Source organism: Pseudomonas sp. B21-023 (genome assembly GCF_024749165.1).
Lineage (GTDB): Bacteria > Pseudomonadota > Gammaproteobacteria > Pseudomonadales > Pseudomonadaceae > Aquipseudomonas.
Genome location: NZ_CP087190.1, coordinates 1,010,409 through 1,033,554 on the forward strand (window position 1 = coordinate 1,010,409; position 23,146 = coordinate 1,033,554).

The following is a 23,146-nucleotide window of genomic DNA, read 5'->3' on the forward strand; positions in this document are numbered from 1 at the left end:
GGCCGGGCGCTCAAGGCACGCTGGCTGTACACTGCGCCTCACGCTGCATCGACTCCAGGTTGCGTTCGATGGTCTCGCAGATCGTGTCCATCGGGATCTGATGCTCGCTGATGCGGAACGGGCTCTGCAGGTCCGTGCCGATCCGTTCGATCGCCAGCAGCATGAAGCCGACCACGGTCGAGGCCAGCGGCGTGAACCAGCCCAGCGATTCCACCAGCCCCACCGGCACGATCAGGCAGAACAGCGTGATGAACAGCCGTGGGAAGTACACATAAGGGTAGGGCAGCGGCGTATTGGCGATCCGCTCCATCCCGCCCTGGGCGTTGGACAGGTCCACCAGCGTCGACTCCAGGCGCGCCAGACGAATGCTGTCCAGCCGCCCGGCCTGGTATTCCTGGGCCAGCAGTGCCGCCGAACCGCTGAGGATGTCGTTGGCAAAGTTGTTGGAGCGATTGCGCCGCTCGAACTCGCCGGGCGGTATGAAGGCCATCAGCTCGTCCGGGCATTTCTCGTTCTTGAGGTGGGCGGCCAGGCAGTTCACATAGGCGATGTGCCGGCGCAGCAAGGTCGCCTTCACCGGGTTCGGCCCGTCAGCCGGGTCGTCGACCAGGGTCAGCACCTGCCGGGCGAAACTGCGTGAACTGTTCACCAGCGCCCCCCACAAGGTGCGTGCCTCCCACCAGCGGTTGTAGGCACTGCTGTTGCGAAAGCTCACCAGCACCACCAGCGCCGAGCCCAGCAGGGTGAGCGGGATCAGCGGCAGGCTGAACTTGCTGTTGAAGAACAGCATGAAGTCGATGGTGACCAGCACGTCCCAGATCAGCAGCCAGAACAGCGACCAGCCGATGTAGCCGAAGGTCTTGACCACCAGGCGGTACTTGCGGGCGAGGAGGGCTTTCACGTTGGGGGAACCTCGAGACGGGGGATGCAGGTTCCGACGTCTCGGGAGGGGATAAGGTTCGCTGGGATTCGTGGGCAGGGTGTAACGTGGCTTTTCTGTTCAGCACTTAAGAAGAGGCCTACATCAAGTGGTAAGGCTTCTCTCGCGGCGATGGTTTAGGCTCATGACCCATTCACTTTGAGGAAGTCGAGCATGACCAGTGAACTGACGTCATTCAAGATTGCAGATCTACTGGATTCAGAGGCAGCGATTCAGGAATACCTGTCACAGGTACTGGCCGAAGGTGACGCAGATGAAATCATGCGAGCCCAGTCCCATGTCCAGGCTGCACGCTTGCGCAATACAGGTGGCTAGTCCAGCCAGACTCCCTGCACCCGGTCCTTTGTACTGCACTGTCGCACGGGTGCGCAGAGTTGCGAGCATCGTCAGCGTGGGAGCGGGCTTGCCCCGCGATGGCTGCAACGCAGCCTCAATCCAGGCCACTCCGCACACCCGTAAACCATATCAGTCTCAGCCCAACACCTGCTTCATCTGCACCAGCGCCACCCGGCCTCCATCCGGCGCCCGCCGCTCCTCGATCCCGAACGGTACAAAACCCAGCTGTGGATACAGCAGCAACCCTGCGGTGTTGTGATTGAAACACGACACCCAGACCTCCCGCGCGGCGAACTCTTCGCGGGCCAGGGCGATCATGTATTGCACAAGGTAGCGCGCCACCCCCTGACCCCGAGCAGCCGGCGCCACCACCACATTACCCAGCGCGCAGACACCGCCGTGATCAGCCTTGTAGAAATTGGCGAAGCCAACGATCCCCCCGTCAATTTCGACCACCGTCGAACCGCTGCGCTGGGCGATGGCTTCGCTCAACTGTGCGGGGGTAAGCGGGTAGCTGGCTTTGGGGAACATATAGAAAAGTTCGTCCGCGCTCTGAGGGAAGTTGCAGAGCGTGGCGATGTCGGCAGGGAGGACGGAGCGATGGCTCAGTGGCATAGATGATGTTCCGCTGTGTAGAGAGGTTAGCAACCCTGTGTGGCTCGGAAGTGCTGTGTCAATGTGGAACCGGCAATTCACTACCTTACATCAGGAACCTCTGATCGCCAGCGCCAGCATCCGTGGGGTCCAGGGATAAGCAAAGCTCACCGAACAACTGCTCGACGGCCTCCACCACATAGCTCCAGAATGCTGGGTTCTCGATAGTCTGCGACACCACTTGCAAGGGAAGAAAGCGGCGCATCTCCGCCTGGAAGTCGCGCTGCGTCTGCGCCTGCGTCAAACAGGCGACCCGTGCCGTGCCTTGCTGCAATAGCCAGTCGACAGTAATCGCGTGGTCCCCAAGCTTGCGCCTGGCCAGTGAGAAAGCCGGTATCACGGCGCGCTGCTTGAGCCAGGCCAGGTCCCAGAGGTCGCGATTCTTGATGCGTCCCCGGCGCAGGGCGAAAGCCAGCAGCTTGTCGATGAAGATCTCTTCGAGACTCTGTGCGTTGACGATCAACCCTTCGGTTCCCATATCGACCCCGTAGGGGTTCAGCAAGGTCATGGGTTTGCATTGATAGGACGGGACCGCGCAGATATCGATATGGATTCTCTGCGCGGGCAGGTTGCGAGCTTCGGGTCGGGTCTGCACGCACAGCTTCCAGGTGTCCACATTGCCAGGTGTGTGCAGCGGCTCGCTCACATCGACCTGCAATCCGTATTTTTCACTCAGCCTTGCGATCAGGCTTTCCTTAAGTGCCGAAAAGTCTTCCCGTTTGAAATCCGCGCCACCGGTGAAGTCGAGATCTTCACTCAGGTGCCTCGAACCGTAGCAGGTTCGCAGGCAGGTGCCGCCGATGAAGCAGAGCCTCTGCAGCAAGCCAGACTCGCTGAGTATCCGCATGATGTCATGATGCAGCAGCTCCTTCTCCACCACCACTTGCAGTGAAGCGAGCTCAGGTGTGTTGCCCAGGGCGTGCTGGACAAGTTGATCAAACAAGTTCATTGGCCGTTTTCCAGTCGATCAGCTCCAGATTGCGTCTGGTCCGCTTCATGTCGGCCAAGGCCAGCGAGGCTTTGGCGCGCCATAGGCGGCAGCGGTCGTCGTAGTCGAGTTGGCCGTTGAGTTCGAGAGCGGTTCGGGTGGTATGGACGAACTCGACCGTGCCGAAGGCTGCACAACTTATGGTCTGGCTTCGCCCTGACGACATGATAGTCAGCCAGTTCTGTGGTACTTGAGAGATCACTCCGATATCGCTGAGAGCGCACTCGAGGCTGATGTAGTTGAGGTTGTCAGCTCGCAGGCGGGCTGCAGTGTGATAGAGCACGAGCCCAGGGTTGGGCTTGGCCGGAGTGAAGAGATAAAGCCCCCTGCATACCCTTATCAGGATGCTGTCGCTGGACGCCCTGCTCAGCAGTGAGCGATAGGCACCGCCGGACAAGCCAGGCACCAGGGCACGCATATCCGCAGGCGTGAACAGATAGCGCTGGGGTGTGGCTAGGTGATGCAGGCCTCGGTAGAGGCGCTGGAGCGGCTGGGCAGGCATGGGATTGATCAACAGAAAGTCACGATTTGTGAAACTTAGTGTAGAACGGCGGCTGTGGCTATACAGTAAGTTGCACTATGTGTGATTTTCTGTGCAGTCACCAGCTTGGCTCGAAAGACATAAACGCAACTACTAACGGGCAGGCCCACTCTGAACTGGCCTAATGATTTTGGACACCTTCGTCGGGCGCTCGGTCGGTCAAAAAAAACGCGCCAAAAAGCCCCTGAAAGGGATGACCCTAAAGGCAGATTGAAGAAACCTGGCACGAGTTAACCGAAATTTCTGGATGAGGTGCTGGTTTACTTCAGCGCGGGGCAAGCCAGCTCCCATGCGTGTGACGGGCAGCAAAACGACAGACACAAAAAAACCGACCATAAGGTCGGTTTTTTCTGGATCTTGGTGCCCCGAGGGAGACTCGAACTCCCACTCCTTTCGAAAACGGATTTTGAATCCGCCGCGTCTACCAATTCCGCCATCAGGGCTTGTGGCGCCGCAGTATAGAGAGGTCGCCCAAGGCGGTCAATCGGCTTTCATGGTCAATTTTCACGCATTGGGCTAAACTTCCCGGCCCTGTCGAACCCGAACATCATCATGCGCGTCGCCGATTTTTCCTTCGAACTCCCCGATTCCCTGATTGCCCGCCATCCACTGGCCGAGCGTCATGGCAGCCGCCTGCTGGTGCTCGATGGCCCCAGCGGCGAGCTGGCCCACAAGCAGTTCACCGATCTGCTCGACTATCTGCGCCCCGGCGACCTGATGGTGTTCAACAACACCCGGGTGATCCCGGCGCGGCTGTTCGGCCAGAAAGCCTCCGGCGGCAAGCTGGAAGTGCTGGTCGAGCGCGTGCTCGACAGCCACCGCGTGCTGGCCCATGTGCGTGCCAGCAAGGCGCCTAAAGAAGGCGCGCAGATCCTCATCGACGGCGGTGGCGAGGCCGAGATGGTCGCCCGCCACGACACGCTGTTCGAGCTGCGTTTCAGCGAAGAGGTGCTGCCGCTGCTCGAGCGCGTCGGCCATATGCCGCTGCCGCCGTACATTGACCGCCCCGACGAGGGCGCCGACCGCGAGCGCTACCAGACCGTCTACGCTCAGCGCGCCGGCGCCGTGGCCGCGCCCACCGCCGGCCTGCACTTCGACGAGGCGCTGCTGGAAAAGATCGCCGCCAAAGGCGTTGAACGCGCCTTCGTCACCCTGCACGTAGGGGCGGGCACCTTCCAGCCGGTGCGGGTCGACAAGATCGAAGACCACACCATGCATAAAGAGTGGCTCGAAGTGGGCCAGGATGTGGTCGATGCCGTGCAGGCCTGCCGCGCCCGTGGCGGGCGGGTGATCGCCGTGGGCACCACCAGCGTGCGTTCGCTGGAGAGCGCGGCGCGCGATGGCGAGCTCAAGGCGTTCAGCGGCGACACCGACATCTTCATCTTCCCGGGCCGGCCGTTCCATGTCGTCGATTGCCTGGTCACCAACTTCCACCTGCCGGAGTCCACGCTGCTGATGCTGGTCTCGGCCTTCGCCGGTTACCCCGAGACCATGGCCGCCTACGCGGCGGCGGTCGCGAACGGTTACCGCTTCTTCAGTTACGGTGATGCCATGTTCATCACCCGCAATCCGGCGCCACGCGGCCCAGAGGATCAAGCATGAGTCGCACCTGTCGAATGTCGTTCGAACTGCTGGCCACCGACGGCAAGGCCCGTCGCGGCCGGCTCACCTTCCCCCGTGGCACGGTCGAAACCCCGGCCTTCATGCCGGTGGGCACCTATGGCACGGTCAAGGGCATGCTGCCGCGTGACATCGAGGCCATCGGCGCCGAGATCATCCTTGGCAACACCTTCCACCTGTGGCTGCGCCCGGGCACCGAGGTCATCAAGAAACACAACGGCCTGCACGATTTCATGCAATGGAAAGGCCCTATCCTCACTGATTCCGGTGGTTTCCAGGTGTTCAGCCTGGGCGCCATGCGCAAGATCAAGGAGGAAGGCGTGACCTTCGCATCGCCAGTGGACGGTTCCAAGGTGTTCATGGGGCCGGAAGAGTCCATGCAGGTCCAGCGCGACCTGGGCTCGGACATCGTGATGATCTTCGACGAGTGCACGCCGTACCCGGCCGAGCACGACGTGGCGCGCACCTCGATGGAGCTGTCGCTGCGCTGGGCCCAGCGCTCGAAGAACGCCCATGGCGACAACACCGCTGCGCTGTTCGGTATCGTCCAGGGTGGGATGTACCAGGACCTGCGCATGCGCTCGCTGGAAGCACTGGTCAACATCGACTTCGACGGCCTGGCCATCGGCGGCCTGTCGGTGGGCGAACCCAAGCACGAGATGATCAAGGTGCTGGACTACCTGCCCGCGCAGATGCCGGCTGACAAACCTCGTTACCTTATGGGGGTAGGCAAGCCGGAAGATCTTGTAGAGGGTGTGCGCCGCGGCGTCGACATGTTCGACTGCGTGATGCCCACGCGCAACGCGCGCAACGGCCATCTGTTCGTCGATACCGGGGTGATCAAGATCCGCAACGCGTTCCATCGCCACGATGAATCGCCGCTGGATCCGACCTGCGATTGCTACACCTGCACCAACTTCTCCCGCGCCTACCTGCACCACCTGGACAAGTGCGGCGAAATGTTGAGCAGCATGCTGAATACCATCCACAACTTGCGCCATTACCAGCGCTTGATGGCCGGTTTACGCGAGGCTATTCAACAGGGTAAATTGGCCGCCTTTGTCGACGCCTTCTACGCCAAGCGCGGGCTTCCCGTTCCGCCTTTGGACTGACTGTTTGCAATCATTATTAGAAAATTCCATTAGGAGAGCCCAATGAGCTTCTTTATCCCCGCCGCCTACGCGGACGCAGCAGCCCCCGCCGCCGGCCCAGCCGGTACCGGCTTCGAGTGGATCTTCCTGGTCGGTTTCCTGGTCATCTTCTACCTGATGATCTGGCGCCCGCAGGCCAAGCGTGCCAAAGAGCAGAAGAACCTGCTGAGCAACCTGCAAAAAGGTGACGAAGTTGTCACCAACGGCGGCATCGCCGGCAAGATCGTAAAGGTTGCCGATGACTTCGTGGTCCTGGAAGTGTCCGACAATGTCGAGCTGAAGTTCCAGAAGGGCGCCATTGCCGCGACCCTGCCAAAAGGTACGCTCAAGGCTATCTGAGTTACCGGTTTCATTTTTCCAGTCGGGGCGCGCAAAGCGCCCCGCGTCTTGAACGGGCGGCGTGATGCTGAACAAATACCCTTTGTGGAAATACCTGCTGATCGTGATGGTACTGGCGGTCGGCTTCATTTATTCCGCACCCAACCTCTACCCGGATGATCCGGCGGTGCAGATCAGCGGCGCCAGTTCCGCCCTGCATGTCAGCCAGGCCGACCTCGATCGCGTCACCAAGGCGCTGACCAATGCCGGCATCACCGTCAAAGGCGGCAGCCTGGGCGAGAAGGGCAGTGCCCTGGTGCGCCTGACCAACCAGGAAGACCAACTGCCGGCCAAGGATGTGGCGCGCAAGGCCCTCGGCGATGACTATGTCGTGGCCCTGAACCTGGCCCAGACCACTCCGCAGTGGCTGCGCAACCTGGGTGCCAGCCCGATGAAGCTCGGCCTGGACCTGTCCGGTGGTGTGCACTTCCTGCTGGAAGTGGACATGGACAAGGCCATGACCGCGCGCATGAAAGTCTACGAAGGCGAGGTCAAGACCTTGCTGCGCAAAGAGCGCGTCCGCTACCGCAGCCTGCCGCAGCAGGACGGCGGCATCATGCTGGGCTTCGCCGACGATGCCACCCGCGAACAGGCCCGCAGCCTGATCCGCAAGAATTTCAATGATTTCGACCTGACCACCACCGAGCGCAACGAACTCGCCGTGCTGCGCCTGGCACTGACCCAGGCCAAGGTCGCCGAGATCCGCGAATACTCCATCAAGCAGAACCTGACCACCGTCCGCAACCGTGTGAACGAGCTGGGCGTGGCCGAGCCGCTGGTGCAGCGCCAGGGCGCCAACCGCATCGTGGTCGAGCTGCCAGGCGTGCAGGACACTGCCGAAGCCAAGCGTATCCTCGGCAAGACCGCCAACCTGGAGTTCCGCTTCGGTGCCGAGCCGGGCGCCTCCAAGGCCACCACCGAGGTGTTCGAGTTCCGCGAAGGCGGCCGCTCCGCTCCGGTCGAGCGCGGCCTGATCATCACCGGTGACCAGGTCACCGACGCCCAGGCCAGCTTCGACGAGCACGGTCGCCCGCAGGTGAACATTCGCCTCGACGGCCACGGCGGCGAGCTGATGAGCCGCGCCACGCGCAGCAACGTCGGCCGCAGCATGGCGGTGATCTTCATCGAGCAGAAGCCGGTGACCCGCTACCAGAAGCAGGTGGTCGACGGCGTCGAGAAAGAAGTCGCGGTGCAGACCTTCCAGGAAGAGAAGAAGATCATCAGCCTGGCGACCATCCAGTCGCCGCTGGGCAGCCAGTTCCGCATCACCGGGCTGAACGGCCAGGGCGAGTCCTCCGAGCTGGCCCTGCTGCTGCGGGCCGGTGGTCTGGCCGCGCCGATGTACTTCGCCGAAGAACGCACCATCGGCCCGAGCCTGGGTGCCGACAACATCACCAAGGGTATCGATGCCTCGCTGTGGGGCATGCTGTTCGTCTCGCTGTTCATCATCGCCATCTACCGTGCCTTCGGCGTGCTGGCGACCATCGCTCTGGCGGGCAACATGGTCCTGCTGCTGGCGCTGATGTCGCTGCTGGGTGCCACGCTGACCCTGCCGGGCATCGCCGGTATCGTGTTGACCATGGGTATGGCGGTGGACGCCAACGTGCTGATCTTCTCGCGTATCCGTGAAGAGATCGCCGCCGGCATGTCGGTGCAGCGCGCCATCCACGAAGGCTTCAACCGGGCCTACTCGGCGATCGTCGACGCCAACCTGACCACCTTGCTGGTCGGCGGCATCCTGTTCGCCATGGGCACCGGCCCGGTCAAGGGCTTCGCGGTCACCATGTCCCTCGGGATTTTCACCTCGATGTTCACCGCCGTCATGGTGACCCGCGCACTGGTCAACCTGACCTGTGGCGGGCGTGACATCAAGAAGCTGTGGGTTTGAGGGAGCTGCGATGAAAACCATCAACTTCATGGGCGTGCGCAATGTCGCGTTCGCCATCACCGTCCTCCTTACCGTGCTGGCGCTGTTCAGCTGGTGGCAAAAGGGCCTGAACTTCGGCCTGGACTTCACCGGCGGCACGCTGATCGAGCTCACCTACGAGCGCCCGGCGGACCTGGAGAAGGTGCGTGCCGAGCTGGTTGGCTCCGGCTTCCACGATGCCGTGGTGCAGAGCTTCGGCGCCACCACCGACCTGCTGGTGCGCATGCCGGGCGATGACCCACAGTTGGGCAACCGTGTGGCCGAGGCGTTGCAGAAGATCGGTGGCGATAACCCGGCCACGGTCAAGCGCGTCGAGTTCGTCGGCCCTCAGGTGGGCGAAGAGCTGCGTGACCAGGGCGGCCTCGGCATGCTCCTGGCCCTGGGCGGCATCCTCATCTACCTGGCCTTCCGCTTCCAGTGGAAGTTCGCGGTCGGTGCGATCGTCTCGCTGATCCACGACGTGGTGGTGACCCTGGGTATCCTGTCGTTCTTCCAGATCACCTTCGACCTGACGGTGCTGGCGGCAGTGCTGGCGATCATCGGCTATTCGCTCAACGACACCATCGTCGTGTTCGACCGGGTGCGCGAGAACTTCCGCGTGATGCGCAAGGCCTCGCTGATCGAGAACATCAACATCTCGACTACCCAGACCCTGCTGCGGACCGTCGCCACCTCGGTATCGACCTTGCTGGCCATCGCCGCGCTGCTGTTCTTCGGCGGTGACAACCTGTTCGGCTTCTCCCTGGCGCTGTTCATCGGCGTCATGGCGGGTACCTACTCGTCGATCTACATCGCCAACGTGGTGCTGATCTGGCTGAACCTGAGCAGCGAAGACCTGATCCCGCCGGTCAAGGCCGAGGGTGTGGACGAGCGCCCGTAGGGCTTCGCCCCACGCCGTCTGGCGTAAAGAGAGGCGCGAGTGTTGAACTCGCGCCTTTTTTTTTGCTCCAAGGCTGGGAGAAGGCGGGCCCTATGCCCGCGGGTACGATCAGGAGGTTCACGTGAACAAATCAATGCTGGTGGGTGCGGTTCTGGGTGCTGTCGGTGTGACTGCCGGAGGTGCTGTGGCGACCTACAGCTTGGTGAACAAGGGGCCTGAGTACGCCCAGGTCACCGACGTGCAGCCGATCAAGCAGCAGGTGAAGACGCCGCGCGAGGTCTGCAAGGATGTCACCGTGACGCGCCAGGCGCCGGTCAAGGACCAGCACCAGATCGCCGGTACGGTGGTCGGCGCCATCGCTGGTGGCCTGTTGGGTAACCAGATCGGCGGCGGTACTGGCAAGAAGATTGCCACCGTGGCCGGTGCGGTCGGCGGCGGCTATGCCGGCAACAAGGTGCAGGAAGGCATGCAAGAGCGTGACACCTACACCACCACGCAAACCCGTTGCAACACGGTCAATGACATCAGCGACAAGGTCGTGGGCTACAACGTGACCTATTCCATCGGTGATCAGGTCGGCAAGGTGAAGATGGATCATGAGCCGGGCTCGACCATCCCGCTGGACAAGAACGGCAAGCTGATCCTGAGTCAGAACCAGCCGGGGCAGTGAGCCTTTTGCGGATTCATCTCATGGAACTGTTCGCACTGTGCTGATTTAGCAGGAACAGCGTGGGAGCGGGCTTGCCCCGCGATGCGGTGTATGGCACCGGCTTTGCCGGTGATCGCGGGTCAAGCCCGCTCCCACGCTGGTGATTTACTAAAAACGGCGGCACAAAAAAAGCACCTCGAGAGGTGCTTTTTTTGTGCTCGCAATCGGCGCTTAGCGCTTCATGTGTTCCGGCAGGTGCGGCTGGATGGCAGTCAGCACGGCCTTGAAGCACTTGATGTTGCCCGCGACGATGTGGCCTTTCTCGAGGAATTCGTGGCCACCGTTGAAGTCGCTGACCAGGCCGCCCGCTTCCTGGATCAGCAGCACGCCTGCGGCCATGTCCCACTCGGACAGGCCCGACTCCCAGAAGGCGTCGAAGCGGCCGGCGGCGACATAGGCCAGGTCCAGGCTGGCGGAACCGGCGCGGCGGATGCCGGCGGTCTGGCCAGTCAGGGCGCGGAACATGCCCAGGTAGTTGTCCAGGTCGGCCATCTGGCTGTCACGGAACGGGAAACCGGTACCCAGCAGGGCGCCTTCCAGGCTGGTGCGCGAGCTGACGCGCAGGCGACGGCCATTGATCTGGGCGCCACGGCCACGGCTGGCGGTGAATTCTTCCTGGCGAACCGGATCGACGATCACGGCGTGCTCGAGGCGGCCGCGGTATTTGCAGGCGATGCTGACAGCGAAGTGCGGCACGCCACGCAGGAAGTTGGTGGTGCCGTCCAGCGGATCGATGATCCACAGATAGTCCTTGCCTTCCTCGCCAGTGCCGGCGTGCAGGCCAGTTTCTTCGCCCTGGATGGAGTGGTTCGGGTAGGCCTTGCGCAGGGCTTCGACGATGACCTTCTCGGCGGCGCGATCAACCTCGGACACGTAGTCCTTGGCCTGCTTTTCGTCGACTTTGATGCTGTCCAGGCGTTCGATGGAGCGGAAAATCAGTTCACTGGCGCTGCGAGCGGCGCGCAGGGCGATATTCAGCATAGGCTGCATGGGAAGGTCACCTGGAGATGTTAAAGAGGAAAGCCGGCCATTCTAGCAGAAATCTTTGACGACAGAAGTGTCACATTTGCTTTCATGGCGTTACGCTGGTCGGTTCTGTAAGATCGAACCCTCCTTTTTCTGCATCCGAGAGCACGACACCTTGCTGCAAAATATTCGTGTTGTCCTGGTCAATACCAGCCACCCCGGCAACATCGGCGGCGCTGCGCGTGCCATGAAGAACATGGGCTTGTCGCGCCTGGTGCTGGTGCAGCCGAAAGAATTCCCGGCCGCCGATGCCTCGGCGCGCGCCTCGGGTGCCGACGACGTGCTGGCCGGCGCCCAGGTGGTCGACAGCCTCGAGCAGGCGCTGGTCGGCTGCAGCCTGGTCATGGGCACCAGCGCGCGCGAGCGCAGCATTCCCTGGCCGCTGATCGGTCCCCGTGAGTGCGGCACCAAGGCGGTGGAGCACGCCCTGGCCGGCGAAGAAATCGCCTTGGTGTTCGGTCGCGAACACGCCGGCCTGACCAACGAAGAACTGCAGCGATGTCACTTCCACGTGCACATTCCCTCCAATCCCGACTTCAGCTCGCTGAATCTGGCCGCCGCGGTCCAGGTGCTCGCCTACGAGGTGCGCATGGCCTCGTTGGCGGTGCCGGACGCGGCGCCCAAGGTCGAGAAGGCGGACGCCAATGAACTGGCGACCATGGACGAAATGGAGCTGTTTTATGACCACCTGGAAAAAACCCTGGTGGACATCGGCTTCCTCGACCCTGCCAAGCCCAAGCACCTGATGCCGCGCATGCGTCGGCTGTATGGGCGCAGCTCGGTCGAGCGTACGGAAATGAGCATTTTGCGCGGCATCCTCACCGAGACCCAGAAAGTTGTCCGGGGCGAGCCGCATAAACGGAAGGACTGAACGATGTTCGAGCGTCTGCGTGAAGATATTCAAAGTGTTTTCCATCGTGACCCCGCCGCGCGCAATGCCTTCGAGGTGTTGACCTGCTACCCGGGCATGCACGCCATCTGGCTGCACCGCCTGGGCAATGCCCTGTGGAAGCGCGATTTCAAGTGGCTGGCGCGCCTGGTGTCGAACTTCGGCCGCTGGCTGACCGGTATCGAAATCCACCCGGGCGCGACCATCGGCCGGCGCTTCTTCATCGACCATGGCATGGGCATCGTCATTGGCGAAACCGCCGAGATCGGCGACGACGTGACCCTCTACCAGGGTGTCACCCTCGGTGGCACCAGCTGGAACAAGGGCAAGCGTCACCCGACCCTGGAAAACGGCGTCGTGGTCGGTGCCGGGGCCAAGGTGCTGGGCCCGTTCACCGTGGGCGCCGGGGCCAAGATCGGCTCCAACGCGGTGGTTACCAAGGCGGTGCCGGCCGGCGCCACGGCGGTAGGCATCCCGGGGCGGATCATCGTCAAGACCGAGGATGACGCCGTCGAGGCCAAGCGCAAGGCCATGGCCGAGAAGATCGGCTTCGACGCCTATGGCGTCAGTGGCGACATGCCGGACCCGGTGGCGCGCGCCATCGGCCAGATGCTCGACCACCTGCAGGCCGTCGACGAGCGCCTGGAGGGCATGTGTGGCGCGCTGACCCGGATGGGCAGTGACTACTGCGCCAAGGAGCTGCCGGCACTGCCCGACGACGACTTCGCCGAGGCCTGCGTCGAGCTGAAGCAGGGCGACACTCGGTCGCATTGATTGCGCCGGCCCGATACAAGGGGCGTGTGCTCGCGCCCCTTGTCTGCTACACTCGCGGCCGCCTCCCGCATGCATACCCGACTAAAGCACTAGGTCTTATAGTTGACTTAAATGCTCGGGAATCGCATACTCGCACACATCCTGTAACTCCCGTGGTACCCATACGCCATGCGACTGACTACCAAAGGCCGATACGCCGTGACCGCCATGCTTGACCTGGCGTTGCACGCGCAGCAGGGGCCGGTGTCTTTGGCCGATATTTCCGAGCGCCAGGGCATTTCCCTCTCTTATCTGGAGCAGCTGTTCGCCAAGCTGCGCCGCAGCAGCCTGGTATCCAGCGTTCGCGGCCCAGGCGGCGGCTACCAGCTGTCACGAGGCATGGAAACCATCCAGGTGGCCCAGGTCATCGACGCGGTCAACGAATCGGTCGATGCCACCCGTTGCCAGGGCCTGGGGGACTGCCACGCCGGTGATACCTGCCTGACTCACCACCTGTGGTGTGACCTGAGCCAGCAGATCCATGAATTCCTCAGTGGCATCAGCCTGGCCGACCTCGTCATGCGCCGCGAGGTGCAGGAAGTCGCCCAGCGCCAGGACCTGCGCCGTGTCGCAGGCCGAACTGCCCAGCTGGACAAGATTGAGACGTCCGCCGTCGACTGAAATTGCAGCGACGAGCGACGCCACCGCCTGATAGGAGATACTCAATGAAGTTGCCGATCTACCTCGATTACTCCGCGACCACGCCGGTCGATCCCCGTGTCGCCCAGAAGATGGCCGAGTGCCTGCTGGTTGACGGGAACTTCGGTAACCCGGCCTCGCGCTCCCACGTGTTCGGCTGGAAAGCCGAGGAAGCAGTCGAGAACGGCCGCCGCCAGGTCGCCGAGCTGATCAACGCCGATCCGCGCGAGATCGTCTGGACCAGCGGTGCCACCGAGTCCGACAACCTCGCCCTCAAAGGCGTGGCGCACTTCTATCAGACCAAGGGCAAACACATCATCACCTCCAAGATCGAGCACAAGGCGGTCCTGGATACTGCTCGCCAGCTCGAGCGTGAAGGTTTCGAGGTCACCTACCTCGAGCCGGGTGAAGACGGCATCGTCACCCCGGCGATGGTCGAAGCCGTCCTGCGCGACGACACCATCCTGGTCTCGCTGATGCACGTGAACAACGAAGTCGGCTCGATCAACGACATCGCCGCCATCGGCGAACTGACCCGTTCGCGCGGTGTACTGTTCCATGTCGACGCCGCGCAGTCGGCCGGCAAGGTCGAGATCGACGTGCAAAAGCTCAAGGTCGACCTGATGTCGTTCTCCGCGCACAAGGTCTACGGCCCCAAAGGCATCGGCGCGCTGTACGTCAGCCGCAAGCCGCGTGTGCGCCTGGAAGCCATCATCCACGGCGGTGGCCATGAGCGCGGCATGCGTTCGGGCACCCTGCCGACCCACCAGATCGTCGGCATGGGCGAAGCCTTCGCCATCGCCAAGCAGGAAATGGCCGCTGAAAACGTGCGCATCAAGGCCCTGAGCGACCGCTTCTTCAAGCAGGTCTCGGACCTCGAAGAGCTGTACGTCAACGGCAGCCAGACCCAGCGCGTGCCGCACAACCTGAACCTGAGCTTCAACTACGTCGAAGGCGAGTCGCTGCTGATGTCGCTTAAGGACATCGCTGTTTCGTCCGGTTCGGCCTGCACCTCCGCTTCGCTCGAGCCGTCCTACGTCCTGCGCGCCCTGGGCCGCAACGACGAGCTGGCGCACAGCTCGATCCGCTTCTCCTTCGGTCGCTTCACCACCGAGGAAGAAGTCGACTACGCCGCGCAGAAAGTCTGCGAGGCCGTGAACAAGCTGCGCGAATTGTCGCCGCTGTGGGACATGTACAAAGACGGCGTCGACATCTCCAAGATCGAGTGGGCCGCCCACTAAGCAGTCGCCGGCAAGAGCGGCTCCCTGATGAGGAAGGAATTGCACCATGGCATACAGTGAAAAGGTCATCGACCACTACGAAAACCCGCGCAACGTCGGCAAGATGAACGCCGACGATCCGGATGTCGGTACCGGCATGGTCGGCGCCCCGGCCTGCGGTGACGTGATGCGCCTGCAGATCAAGGTCAACGAGCAGGGCGTCATCGAAGACGCCAAGTTCAAGACCTACGGTTGCGGTTCGGCCATCGCCTCCAGCTCCCTCGCCACCGAGTGGATGAAGGGCAAGACCCTGGACGAGGCCGAGACCATCAAGAACACCCAGCTGGCTGAAGAGCTGGCATTGCCGCCGGTCAAGATCCACTGCTCCGTGCTCGCCGAAGATGCCATCAAGGCCGCTGTTCGCGATTACAAGCAGAAGAAAGGCTTGGTCTAAGTCGACTGCGAGGTAAGGAGTTCCGATGGCTATCAGCATGACAGAAGCCGCCGCCAACCACATTCGCCGCTCCCTCGACGGGCGCGGCAAGGGTGAGGGCATTCGCCTGGGCGTGCGCACCACCGGCTGCTCGGGCCTGGCCTACGTGCTGGAGTTCGTCGACGAGCTCGCCGCCGAAGACCAGGTGTTCGAGAACCATGGCGTGAAGGTCATCATCGACCCGAAAAGCCTGGTGTACCTCGATGGCACCGAGCTGGACTTCGTCAAGGAAGGGTTGAACGAAGGTTTCAAGTTCAACAACCCCAACGTGCGCGGTGAGTGTGGCTGCGGCGAAAGCTTCAACGTTTGAGGCTGGCTGTGGGTACTCTTTGCCATTTCGCCCTGTTCGACCTGCAACCGGCTTTCTGCCTGGACCTCGACAAACTGGCCGTTCGCTATCGCGAGTTGGCCCGTGAGGTCCACCCTGACCGCTTCGCCGACGCTTCCGAGCGTGAGCAGCGTGTCGCCCTGGAAAAGTCCGCAGCATTGAACGACGCCTACCAGACCTTGCGCAGCGCGCCGCGTCGCGCCCGTTACCTGCTGGCCATCGGTGGCCACGAAGTGCCTCAGGAAGTCACGGTGCATGACCCGGACTTCCTGTTGCAGCAGATGCAGTGGCGCGAAGAGCTCGAAGAGTTGCAGGACGAAGCCGATCTTGACGGTGTTGGTGTGTTCAAGAAGCGCCTCAAGGGTGCCCAGGACGCACTGAATAATGACTTCGCCGACTGTTGGGACGATGCAGCCCAGCGCGACAAGGCCGAGCGCCTGATGCGCCGCATGCAGTTCCTCGACAAGCTCGCCCAAGAAGTGCGCCAACTCGAAGAGCGCCTCGACGATTAACCCCGGCGTCGCCCGTGATGACGCCTAAGGTACTCAGATAAGCATGGCCCTACTGCAGATCGCCGAACCCGGTCAGAGCCCTCAACCGCACCAGCGCCGCCTGGCGGTGGGCATTGACCTGGGCACCACCAATTCTCTCGTCGCCGCCGTGCGCAGCGGGCGCAGCGAGCCGCTGCCCGATGACCAGGGCCAGGTGATCCTGCCCTCGGCCGTGCGTTATCTCGAAGGCCGCAATGAAGTGGGCCAGGCTGCCCGCGATGCCGCCTCCAGCGACCCATTGAACACCATCCTGTCGGTCAAGCGCCTGATGGGGCGCGGCCTGGCCGACGTCAAGCAGCTGGGCGAGCAACTGCCGTACCGTTTCGTCGGTGGCGAGTCGCACATGCCATTCATCGACACCGTCCAGGGCCCGAAGAGCCCGGTGGAAGTGTCCGCCGATATCCTCAAGGTGTTGCGCCAGCGCGCCGAGGAAACCCTTGGCGGCGAGCTGGTGGGTGCGGTGATCACCGTGCCGGCATACTTCGACGATGCCCAGCGCCAGGCGACCAAGGATGCCGCCAAGCTGGCCGGCCTCAACGTCCTGCGCCTGCTCAACGAGCCCACTGCGGCGGCCGTGGCCTATGGCCTGGACCAGAATGCCGAAGGCCTGGTGGCGATCTACGACCTGGGCGGCGGTACCTTCGATATTTCCATCCTGCGCCTGACCGGCGGTGTCTTCGAGGTGCTGGCCACCGGTGGCGATACCGCCCTGGGCGGCGATGATTTCGACCACGCCATCGCCGGCTGGATCATCGAGCAGGCGGGACTCTCCTCCGACCTCGACCCGGCCACCCAGCGCCAGCTGCTGCAGGCTGCCTGCGCGGCCAAGGAAGCCCTGACCGACGCCGATGTGGTCGGTGTCAGCCACGGCGCCTGGCAGGGCGAGCTGAGCCGGGTGGCTTTCGACGCCATGATCGAGCCATTGGTCGCCCGCAGCCTCAAGGCCTGCCGTCGTGCCGTGCGTGACAGCGGCGTCGAGCTCGAAGAAGTCGGCGCGGTGGTCATGGTCGGCGGTTCGACCCGCGTGCCACGTGTGCGCGAGGCGGTCGGCGCACTGTTTGGCCGTACCCCGCTGACCTCGATCGACCCGGACCAGGTGGTGGCCATTGGTGCCGCGATCCAAGCTGATACCCTGGCTGGCAACCGTCGCGAAGGCGGCGAGCTGTTGCTGCTGGACGTCATTCCGCTGTCGCTCGGCCTCGAGACCATGGGCGGGCTGATGGAGAAGGTGATCCCGCGCAACACCACCATCCCGGTGGCCCGCGCCCAGGAGTTCACCACCTACAAGGATGGCCAGTCGGCCATGATGATCCACGTGCTGCAGGGTGAGCGCGAGCTGATCAGCGATTGCCGCTCGCTGGCACGCTTCGAGCTGCGCGGCATCCCGGCGATGGTGGCCGGTGCGGCGAAGATCCGTGTGACCTTCCAGGTCGACGCCGACGGCCTGCTCAGCGTCGCGGCCCGCGAGCTGGGTTCGGGCGTGGAATCGAGCATTCAGGTCAAGCCATCGTATGGCCTGACCGACGGCGAGATCGCCCGCATGCTCAAGGACTCGTTCGAGCATGCCGGCTCCGACAAGCACGCGCGCCAACTGCGCGAGCACCAGGTCGACGCCGAGCGCCTGCTCGAGGCGGTGCAGGGCGCCCTGGACGCCGATGGCGAACGCTTGCTCAGCAGCGACGAGCGCGAAGCGATCGAATTCCAGATGCAGGAACTACGTGATTTGCTGAGCGGCACCGATGGCGCTGCCATCGAGCAACAGACCAAGCGTCTGTCGCAGGTGACCGATGCATTTGCCGCCCGTCGCCTTGATTCGACGGTCAAAGCCGCACTGGCCGGGCGCAACCTGAATGAGATCGAGGAGTAATCGATGCCGCTGGTGACATTCCTGCCGCATGAGAAGTTCTGCCCCGAAGGGCTGACCGTGGAAGTGCCGTCCGGGACCAATATCCTGGAACTGGCCCACGACCATCACATCGAGATGGAAAGCGCCTGCGGCGGCGTCAAGGCCTGCACCACCTGCCATTGCATCATCCGCAAGGGCTTCGACTCCCTTGAGGAGGCCGATGAGCTGGAGGAAGACATGCTGGACAAGGCCTGGGGCCTGGAGGCGCAGTCGCGCCTGGGTTGCCAGGTGGTCGTCGGCGATGAGGACCTCGCCATCGAGATCCCCAAGTATTCGCTCAACCACGCCGCAGAAGCGCCGCACTGAGGTTTTGTACATGAGTCTGAAATGGGTTGATGTACTTGAGATCGCCATCCAGCTTGCGGAAAGCAAGCCCGAGGTCGATCCTCATTACGTGAATTTCGTCGATCTGCGTGCCTGGGTAATGGCGCTACCTGAATTCGATGACGATCCATCGCGTTGCGGTGAGAAGGTTCTCGAGGCCATCCAGGCGGCCTGGATCGAAGAAGCCGACTGAGCGCACGCTGCAGGTTAGGCAATCCCCTGGAACCCGCGTATAATTCGCGGGTTTAATTTTTCGCAACACTCAATATTCTGGAGTTTTCCATGGCTGTTCAACGTACTTTCTCCATCATCAAGCCTGACGCCGTTGCCAAGAACGTCATCGGCGAGATCACCACTCGCTTCGAGAAAGCCGGCCTGCGCGTCGTCGCTTCGAAAATGAAGCAGCTGTCCAAAGCCGAAGCCGAAGGCTTCTACGCTGAGCACAAAGAGCGCGGCTTCTTCGGTGACCTGGTTGCCTTCATGACTTCGGGCCCTGTTGTTGTGCAGGTTCTGGAAGGCGAAAACGCCATTCTGGCCAACCGTGAGCTGATGGGCGCCACCAACCCTAAAGAAGCTGCTGCCGGCACCATCCGTGCTGACTTCGCCGAGTCGATCGACGCCAACGCTGTTCACGGTTCGGACTCCGAAGCCGCTGCCGCTCGCGAAATCGCTTACTTCTTCGCTGCTACCGAGGTAACCACTCGCTAAGCGAAGGCTTACGAGTGAGGGTGAATCCATGACGACATCGACTGACAAGATCAACCTGCTGGGGCTTACCCTGGCGGAAATGGAACAGTTCTTCGACTCAATCGGGGAGAAGCGCTTCCGTGCCGGTCAGGTGATGAAATGGATTCACCACTTTGGCGTCGATGATTTCGCCGCCATGACGAACGTCGGCAAGGTCTTGCGCGAAAAGCTCGAGGCCGTTGCCGAAATTCGGGGCCCGGAAGTGGTCAGCGAAGACATTTCCGCCGACGGCACCCGCAAGTGGGTGATCCGCGTTGCCTCCGGCAGCTGCGTCGAGACCGTCTACATCCCCACCGACGATCGCGGCACGCTGTGCGTGTCGTCGCAAGCCGGCTGCGCCCTGGACTGCAGTTTCTGCTCCACCGGCAAGCAAGGCTTCAACAGCAACCTCACCGCCGCCGAAGTGATCGGCCAGGTGTGGCTTGCGAACAAATCCTTCGGGACCGTCCCGGCCAAGATCGACCGCGCGATTACCAACGTGGTCATGATGGGCATGGGCGAGCCCTTGCTGAATTTCGACAATGTCATCGCCGCCATGAAGATCATGATGGAAGATCTGGGCTATGGCATTTCCAAGCGGCGCGTCACCCTGTCCACCTCGGGCGTGGTGCCGATGATCGACGAGCTGGCCAAGCACATCGATGTGTCCCTGGCCCTGTCGCTGCACGCGCCGAATGATGAGCTGCGCAACAAGCTGGTGCCGATCAACAAGAAGTACCCGCTGAAGATGCTGCTGGAGTCGTGCATGGGCTATATGTCCACCCTCGGCGGCAAGCGCGTGCTCACCATCGAGTACACCCTGCTCAAGGACGTCAACGACCAGCCCGAGCACGCCGCGCAGATGATCGAACTGCTGCGCGATGTGCCGTGCAAGATCAACCTGATCCCGTTCAACCCGTTCCCGCATTCCGGCTATGAGCGGCCGAGCAACAATGCCATCCGCCGCTTCCAGGACCTGTTGCACCACGGCGGCTTCAACGTGACCACGCGCACTACCCGCGGTGACGACATCGACGCCGCGTGCGGTCAGCTGGTGGGCCAGGTCAACGACCGCACTCGCCGCAGCGAGCGCTACATCGCGGTGCGCCAGTTGGCCGCCGACGAGCCGCAAGACAGCGCCGCGCGCCCCTGACGAGCATCTGCCCCATGAGCCTGCGCATCGCGCTGTCGATCCTGACGCTTTCGCTGCTGGCCGGCTGCGTGTCCGGAGGCGCGGGCGACCCCCTGGCCAACCGCCAGGGGCGCGAGGCGGCGGGGCAGGCCTATGTACAGTTGGGCTTGGGTTATTTGCAACAAGGTTTGACCGAACGCGCCAAGGCCCCTCTGGCCAAGGCCCTGGCCCTCGACGCCCGCGACGCCGATGCCCATGCCGCGCTCGCCCTGGTGTTCCAGGCCGAGGATGAGCCCGCCCTGGCCGGCGAACATTTCGACAAAGCCCTGGCCATCCGCCCGGATGACTCGCGAATCCGTAACAACTACGGCAGTTTCCTATATGCTCAGGGCCGTTTCGACGAAGCCCACGCGATGTTCCTCCAGGCCGCCGCCGATACCCTGTATCCTGAGCGTTCGCGCGTCTACGAGAACCTCGGGCTCACCGCCTTGAAGCGGGGGCAGGGCGATCAGGCCCGCGAATACCTGGAAAAGGCCCTTCGGCTGAATCAGCGGCAACCGAAGGCTTTGCTCGAAATGGCTGAGTTGTCCTACGAAAACAGGCATTATGTGCCGGCCCGGAATTACTACGATCGATTCAGCCAGCTGAGCGACCAGAATGCCCGCAGCTTGCTGCTGGGCCATCGCCTGGCACTTGCCCTTGACGAGCAGGGCACCGCGGCCCGCTTGGGCCAGCAATTACAACGACTTTATCCCGGTACGCCGGAATATCAGCAATACCTGTCGGAGCAACGATGAAAGCCGCGCACACTGAAGTAGCAGCAGCGACTCGCCAGAACCCCGGTGACGTCTTGCGCCAGGCCCGCGAAAAACGCGAATGGAGCCAGGCCGAGGTCGCTCGCAAGCTCAACCTCACGGTATCTTCGCTGAACAACCTGGAAAACGGCGCCTTCGACAAGCTGCCCGGGCATACCTTCGCCCGTGGCTACATCCGCGCCTACGCCAAGCTGATGGACATGGACCAGGCGCCCCTGGTCGAGGCCTTCGACCAGATCACCGGGACCCATGCCAAAGGCAGTGAGGTGCACGCGCTCGGCCGTATCGAAGAGCCGGTGCGCCTGTCGCACAACATCCTGCGCGTGGTCAGCCTGTTGCTGCTGGTCGCCGTGGTCGGCGGCGGTTTCTTCTGGTGGCAGGACCAGAGCAACCTGCGCGGCAAGGACCTGGCCAAGATCGCCCTGGAGCACGTCGAGGTCGAGAGCGCCGACGGTACCACGCAGATTCACCCGCTGGACGAGCCGGAAGACCAGGCCGTGAGCGAGGGCCAGCAGGCCGAAGGCCAGGCCCTGCCGCTGGAACCGAACAGCGCCGAGCAGACACCGGTCGCCGAGGCCCAGGCGCCAGTCGCCTCCGTGGCACCTGCAACGCCAGCCACCAGCGCCGCGCCGACTGCCGCCGCGCCTGTGGCACCGGTTGTCGCGCCAGCCGCGCCTGCCGTGGTCATCCCCGCCGCGCCTGCCGCCGCCGCGCCAACCACAGCCGTCGCGGCCACCGCTGCGGTCGCACCGGCTGCGCCCGCTGAAGCCACGCCGGCCCCGGCCGGCAGCGCCAAGGTTCGTATCCAATTCACCGCCGATTGCTGGACCCAGGTCACCGACGGCAACGGCAAGGTGCTGTTCAGCGCCATCAAGCGCAAGGGCGACAGCCTGGAACTGACCGGCAAGCCACCGTTCGCGGTGCGCCTGGGCTTCGCCCGTGGCGCCCAGGTGAGCTACAACGGCCAGGCGGTCGATGTCGCCCCGTTCACCAGTGGCGAAACCGCTCGCCTGAAGTTGGGACAGTAAGTCATGCACGGCGAATCTCCGATCAAACGTCGCGAATCCCGCAAGATCTGGGTCGGCAATGTGCCGGTGGGTGGTGATGCGCCCATCGCGGTGCAGAGCATGACCAACACCGACACCAACGATGTCGCCGCCACCGTGGCGCAGATCCAGCGCCTGGTCGATGCCGGCGTGGACATCGTCCGTGTCTCGGTACCGGACATGGACGCCGCCGAGGCGTTCGGCAAAATCAAGAAACTGGTCAGCGTGCCATTGGTCGCCGACATCCATTTCGACTACAAGATCGCTCTGCGCGTGGCCGAACTGGGCGTCGACTGCCTGCGCATCAACCCGGGCAATATCGGCCGTGAAGACCGTGTGCGCGCCGTGGTCGATGCCGCCCGCGACCGTGGCATCCCGATCCGCATTGGCGTCAACGCAGGCTCCCTGGAAAAGGACCTGCAGAAGAAGTACGGCGAGCCGACCCCGGCGGCGCTGGTCGAGTCGGCCCTGCGCCATGTCGAGCACCTTGACCGCCTGGATTTCCAGGACTTCAAGGTCAGCGTCAAGGCCTCCGACGTGTTCATGGCCGTCGAAGCCTACCGCCTGCTGGCCAGGCAGATCATCCAGCCGCTGCACTTAGGCATCACCGAAGCCGGCGGCCTGCGCTCGGGGACGGTGAAATCCGCCGTCGGCCTAGGTATGCTGCTGGCCGAAGGCATCGGTGACACCATCCGCATTTCCCTGGCGGCCGATCCGGTCGAGGAAGTGAAGGTCGGCTACGACATCCTCAAGTCGCTGCACCTGCGTTCCCGTGGCATCAACTTCATCGCCTGCCCGAGCTGCTCGCGGCAGAACTTCGATGTGGTCAAGACCATGAACGAACTGGAAGGGCGCCTGGAGGACCTGCTGGTGCCGCTGGACGTGGCGGTGATCGGTTGCGTGGTCAACGGCCCGGGCGAGGCCAAGGAGTCGCACGTGGGCCTGACCGGCGGCACGCCGAACCTGGTGTATATCGACGGCAAGCCATCGCAGAAGCTGAACAACGACAACCTGGTCGACGAGCTGGAAAAGCTCATCCGCCAGAAAGCGGCCGAGAAGGCCGAGGCCGACGCGGCGCTGATCGCCCGCGGCTGATACACAGATTCGTAAGGAC

Annotated in this window: 27 protein-coding genes and 1 tRNA gene; 22 read left to right on the plus strand and 6 right to left on the minus strand. The window is 62.9% G+C overall.

The annotated features are described in order from the left end of the window. Positions 1–10 precede the first annotated feature (10 nt). Entirely contained in the window at positions 11–901 is an 891-nt protein-coding gene (locus tag LOY42_RS04640; protein ID WP_111532086.1) for a bestrophin family protein, read from the minus strand. Between the two features lie 192 nt (positions 902–1,093). On the opposite strand from LOY42_RS04640, the gene LOY42_RS04645 reads away from it, so the two are divergent. Then, a complete protein-coding gene (locus LOY42_RS04645; RefSeq protein WP_139668966.1) occupies positions 1,094–1,255 on the plus strand; it encodes a DNA-binding protein in 162 nt (53 codons plus the stop codon). Between the two features lie 156 nt (positions 1,256–1,411). On the opposite strand, the gene LOY42_RS04650 is transcribed toward LOY42_RS04645, so the two are convergent. The 4 genes from LOY42_RS04650 to LOY42_RS04665 form a co-directional block, all read right to left on the minus strand. Continuing rightward, positions 1,412–1,891: an N-acetyltransferase gene (locus LOY42_RS04650; protein ID WP_139668968.1), complete on the minus strand. Its 480-nt coding sequence runs from the start codon at positions 1,889–1,891 to the stop codon at positions 1,412–1,414. Between the two features lie 85 nt (positions 1,892–1,976). Beyond that, positions 1,977–2,879, minus strand: a complete 903-nt coding sequence (locus LOY42_RS04655) for a nucleotidyl transferase AbiEii/AbiGii toxin family protein (protein ID WP_258599925.1) — start codon at positions 2,877–2,879, stop codon at positions 1,977–1,979. Then, complete coding sequence (gene abiEi, locus LOY42_RS04660) at positions 2,866–3,432, minus strand: type IV toxin-antitoxin system AbiEi family antitoxin (RefSeq protein WP_256659247.1); 567 nt, start codon at positions 3,430–3,432, stop codon at positions 2,866–2,868. Before abiEi ends, LOY42_RS04655 begins: the two co-directional genes overlap by 14 nt. 385 nt (positions 3,433–3,817) lie before the next feature. Continuing rightward, positions 3,818–3,902, minus strand: a tRNA-Leu gene (locus tag LOY42_RS04665). A 109-nt stretch (positions 3,903–4,011) separates the two neighbouring features. Between LOY42_RS04665 and queA the strand changes: the two genes are divergently transcribed. From queA to LOY42_RS04695, 6 genes are all read left to right on the plus strand, one after another. Beyond that, positions 4,012–5,061 carry a tRNA preQ1(34) S-adenosylmethionine ribosyltransferase-isomerase QueA gene (gene queA / locus LOY42_RS04670; RefSeq protein WP_102682086.1) on the plus strand — a complete coding sequence of 350 codons (1,050 nt, stop codon included), beginning with the start codon at positions 4,012–4,014 and terminating at the stop codon, positions 5,059–5,061. Between the two features lie 14 nt (positions 5,062–5,075). Beyond that, positions 5,076–6,191: a tRNA guanosine(34) transglycosylase Tgt gene (gene tgt / locus LOY42_RS04675; RefSeq protein WP_023629281.1), complete on the plus strand. Its 1,116-nt coding sequence runs from the start codon at positions 5,076–5,078 to the stop codon at positions 6,189–6,191. A gap of 42 nt (positions 6,192–6,233) precedes the next feature. After that, positions 6,234–6,569: a preprotein translocase subunit YajC gene (gene yajC, locus LOY42_RS04680; protein ID WP_023629280.1), complete on the plus strand. Its 336-nt coding sequence runs from the start codon at positions 6,234–6,236 to the stop codon at positions 6,567–6,569. Positions 6,570–6,633: 64 nt separating this feature from the next. Next, the gene (gene secD / locus LOY42_RS04685; protein WP_139668972.1) at positions 6,634–8,496 is read left to right on the plus strand and encodes a protein translocase subunit SecD; all 1,863 of its coding nucleotides are present in this window, start codon (positions 6,634–6,636) and stop codon (positions 8,494–8,496) included. A 10-nt stretch (positions 8,497–8,506) separates the two neighbouring features. Next, on the plus strand, positions 8,507–9,415 hold the full coding sequence (gene secF / locus LOY42_RS04690; protein WP_258599929.1) for a protein translocase subunit SecF: 909 nt from the start codon (positions 8,507–8,509) through the stop codon (positions 9,413–9,415). A 121-nt stretch (positions 9,416–9,536) separates the two neighbouring features. Next, the gene (locus LOY42_RS04695) at positions 9,537–10,085 is read left to right on the plus strand and encodes a glycine zipper 2TM domain-containing protein (RefSeq protein ID WP_102682081.1); all 549 of its coding nucleotides are present in this window, start codon (positions 9,537–9,539) and stop codon (positions 10,083–10,085) included. Between the two features lie 210 nt (positions 10,086–10,295). On the opposite strand, the gene suhB is transcribed toward LOY42_RS04695, so the two are convergent. Next, positions 10,296–11,114, minus strand: a complete 819-nt coding sequence (gene suhB, locus LOY42_RS04700) for an inositol-phosphate phosphatase (RefSeq protein ID WP_046854248.1) — start codon at positions 11,112–11,114, stop codon at positions 10,296–10,298. Positions 11,115–11,265: 151 nt separating this feature from the next. Here suhB and trmJ point away from each other — a divergent pair, with 151 nt between their 5' ends. The 15 genes from trmJ to ispG all read left to right on the plus strand — a co-directional run bounded on the left by trmJ (position 11,266) and on the right by ispG (position 23,127). Continuing rightward, complete coding sequence (gene trmJ, locus LOY42_RS04705; protein ID WP_102682080.1) at positions 11,266–12,021, plus strand: tRNA (cytosine(32)/uridine(32)-2'-O)-methyltransferase TrmJ; 756 nt, start codon at positions 11,266–11,268, stop codon at positions 12,019–12,021. Between the two features lie 3 nt (positions 12,022–12,024). Next, positions 12,025–12,813, plus strand: coding sequence for a serine O-acetyltransferase (cysE, locus tag LOY42_RS04710; protein ID WP_023630640.1), 789 nt, complete (start codon positions 12,025–12,027; stop codon positions 12,811–12,813). A gap of 168 nt (positions 12,814–12,981) precedes the next feature. Next, on the plus strand, positions 12,982–13,473 hold the full coding sequence (gene iscR / locus LOY42_RS04715) for a Fe-S cluster assembly transcriptional regulator IscR (RefSeq protein WP_023630639.1): 492 nt from the start codon (positions 12,982–12,984) through the stop codon (positions 13,471–13,473). Positions 13,474–13,517: 44 nt separating this feature from the next. Further along, complete coding sequence (locus tag LOY42_RS04720; protein WP_023630638.1) at positions 13,518–14,732, plus strand: IscS subfamily cysteine desulfurase; 1,215 nt, start codon at positions 13,518–13,520, stop codon at positions 14,730–14,732. Between the two features lie 46 nt (positions 14,733–14,778). After that, a complete protein-coding gene (gene iscU / locus LOY42_RS04725) occupies positions 14,779–15,165 on the plus strand; it encodes a Fe-S cluster assembly scaffold IscU (RefSeq protein WP_023630637.1) in 387 nt (128 codons plus the stop codon). A 25-nt stretch (positions 15,166–15,190) separates the two neighbouring features. After that, complete coding sequence (gene iscA / locus LOY42_RS04730; RefSeq protein ID WP_023630636.1) at positions 15,191–15,514, plus strand: iron-sulfur cluster assembly protein IscA; 324 nt, start codon at positions 15,191–15,193, stop codon at positions 15,512–15,514. Between the two features lie 8 nt (positions 15,515–15,522). After that, the gene (gene hscB, locus LOY42_RS04735; RefSeq protein ID WP_139668978.1) at positions 15,523–16,044 is read left to right on the plus strand and encodes a co-chaperone HscB; all 522 of its coding nucleotides are present in this window, start codon (positions 15,523–15,525) and stop codon (positions 16,042–16,044) included. A 43-nt stretch (positions 16,045–16,087) separates the two neighbouring features. Beyond that, positions 16,088–17,950: a Fe-S protein assembly chaperone HscA gene (hscA, locus tag LOY42_RS04740; protein WP_102682077.1), complete on the plus strand. Its 1,863-nt coding sequence runs from the start codon at positions 16,088–16,090 to the stop codon at positions 17,948–17,950. Positions 17,951–17,953: 3 nt separating this feature from the next. After that, a complete protein-coding gene (fdx, locus tag LOY42_RS04745; protein ID WP_139668980.1) occupies positions 17,954–18,295 on the plus strand; it encodes an ISC system 2Fe-2S type ferredoxin in 342 nt (113 codons plus the stop codon). A gap of 10 nt (positions 18,296–18,305) precedes the next feature. Further along, the gene (iscX, locus tag LOY42_RS04750; RefSeq protein ID WP_102682076.1) at positions 18,306–18,506 is read left to right on the plus strand and encodes a Fe-S cluster assembly protein IscX; all 201 of its coding nucleotides are present in this window, start codon (positions 18,306–18,308) and stop codon (positions 18,504–18,506) included. An 89-nt stretch (positions 18,507–18,595) separates the two neighbouring features. Next, on the plus strand, positions 18,596–19,021 hold the full coding sequence (gene ndk / locus LOY42_RS04755) for a nucleoside-diphosphate kinase (protein ID WP_023630072.1): 426 nt from the start codon (positions 18,596–18,598) through the stop codon (positions 19,019–19,021). Positions 19,022–19,049: 28 nt separating this feature from the next. After that, a complete protein-coding gene (rlmN, locus tag LOY42_RS04760; protein WP_102682075.1) occupies positions 19,050–20,192 on the plus strand; it encodes a 23S rRNA (adenine(2503)-C(2))-methyltransferase RlmN in 1,143 nt (380 codons plus the stop codon). A 14-nt stretch (positions 20,193–20,206) separates the two neighbouring features. After that, positions 20,207–20,968: a type IV pilus biogenesis/stability protein PilW gene (gene pilW / locus LOY42_RS04765; protein ID WP_198754929.1), complete on the plus strand. Its 762-nt coding sequence runs from the start codon at positions 20,207–20,209 to the stop codon at positions 20,966–20,968. Next, entirely contained in the window at positions 20,965–22,014 is a 1,050-nt protein-coding gene (locus LOY42_RS04770; RefSeq protein WP_258599930.1) for a RodZ domain-containing protein, read from the plus strand. Before pilW ends, LOY42_RS04770 begins: the two co-directional genes overlap by 4 nt. 3 nt (positions 22,015–22,017) lie before the next feature. Further along, the gene (gene ispG / locus LOY42_RS04775) at positions 22,018–23,127 is read left to right on the plus strand and encodes a flavodoxin-dependent (E)-4-hydroxy-3-methylbut-2-enyl-diphosphate synthase (RefSeq protein ID WP_023630055.1); all 1,110 of its coding nucleotides are present in this window, start codon (positions 22,018–22,020) and stop codon (positions 23,125–23,127) included. Positions 23,128–23,146: the final 19 nt, after the last annotated feature.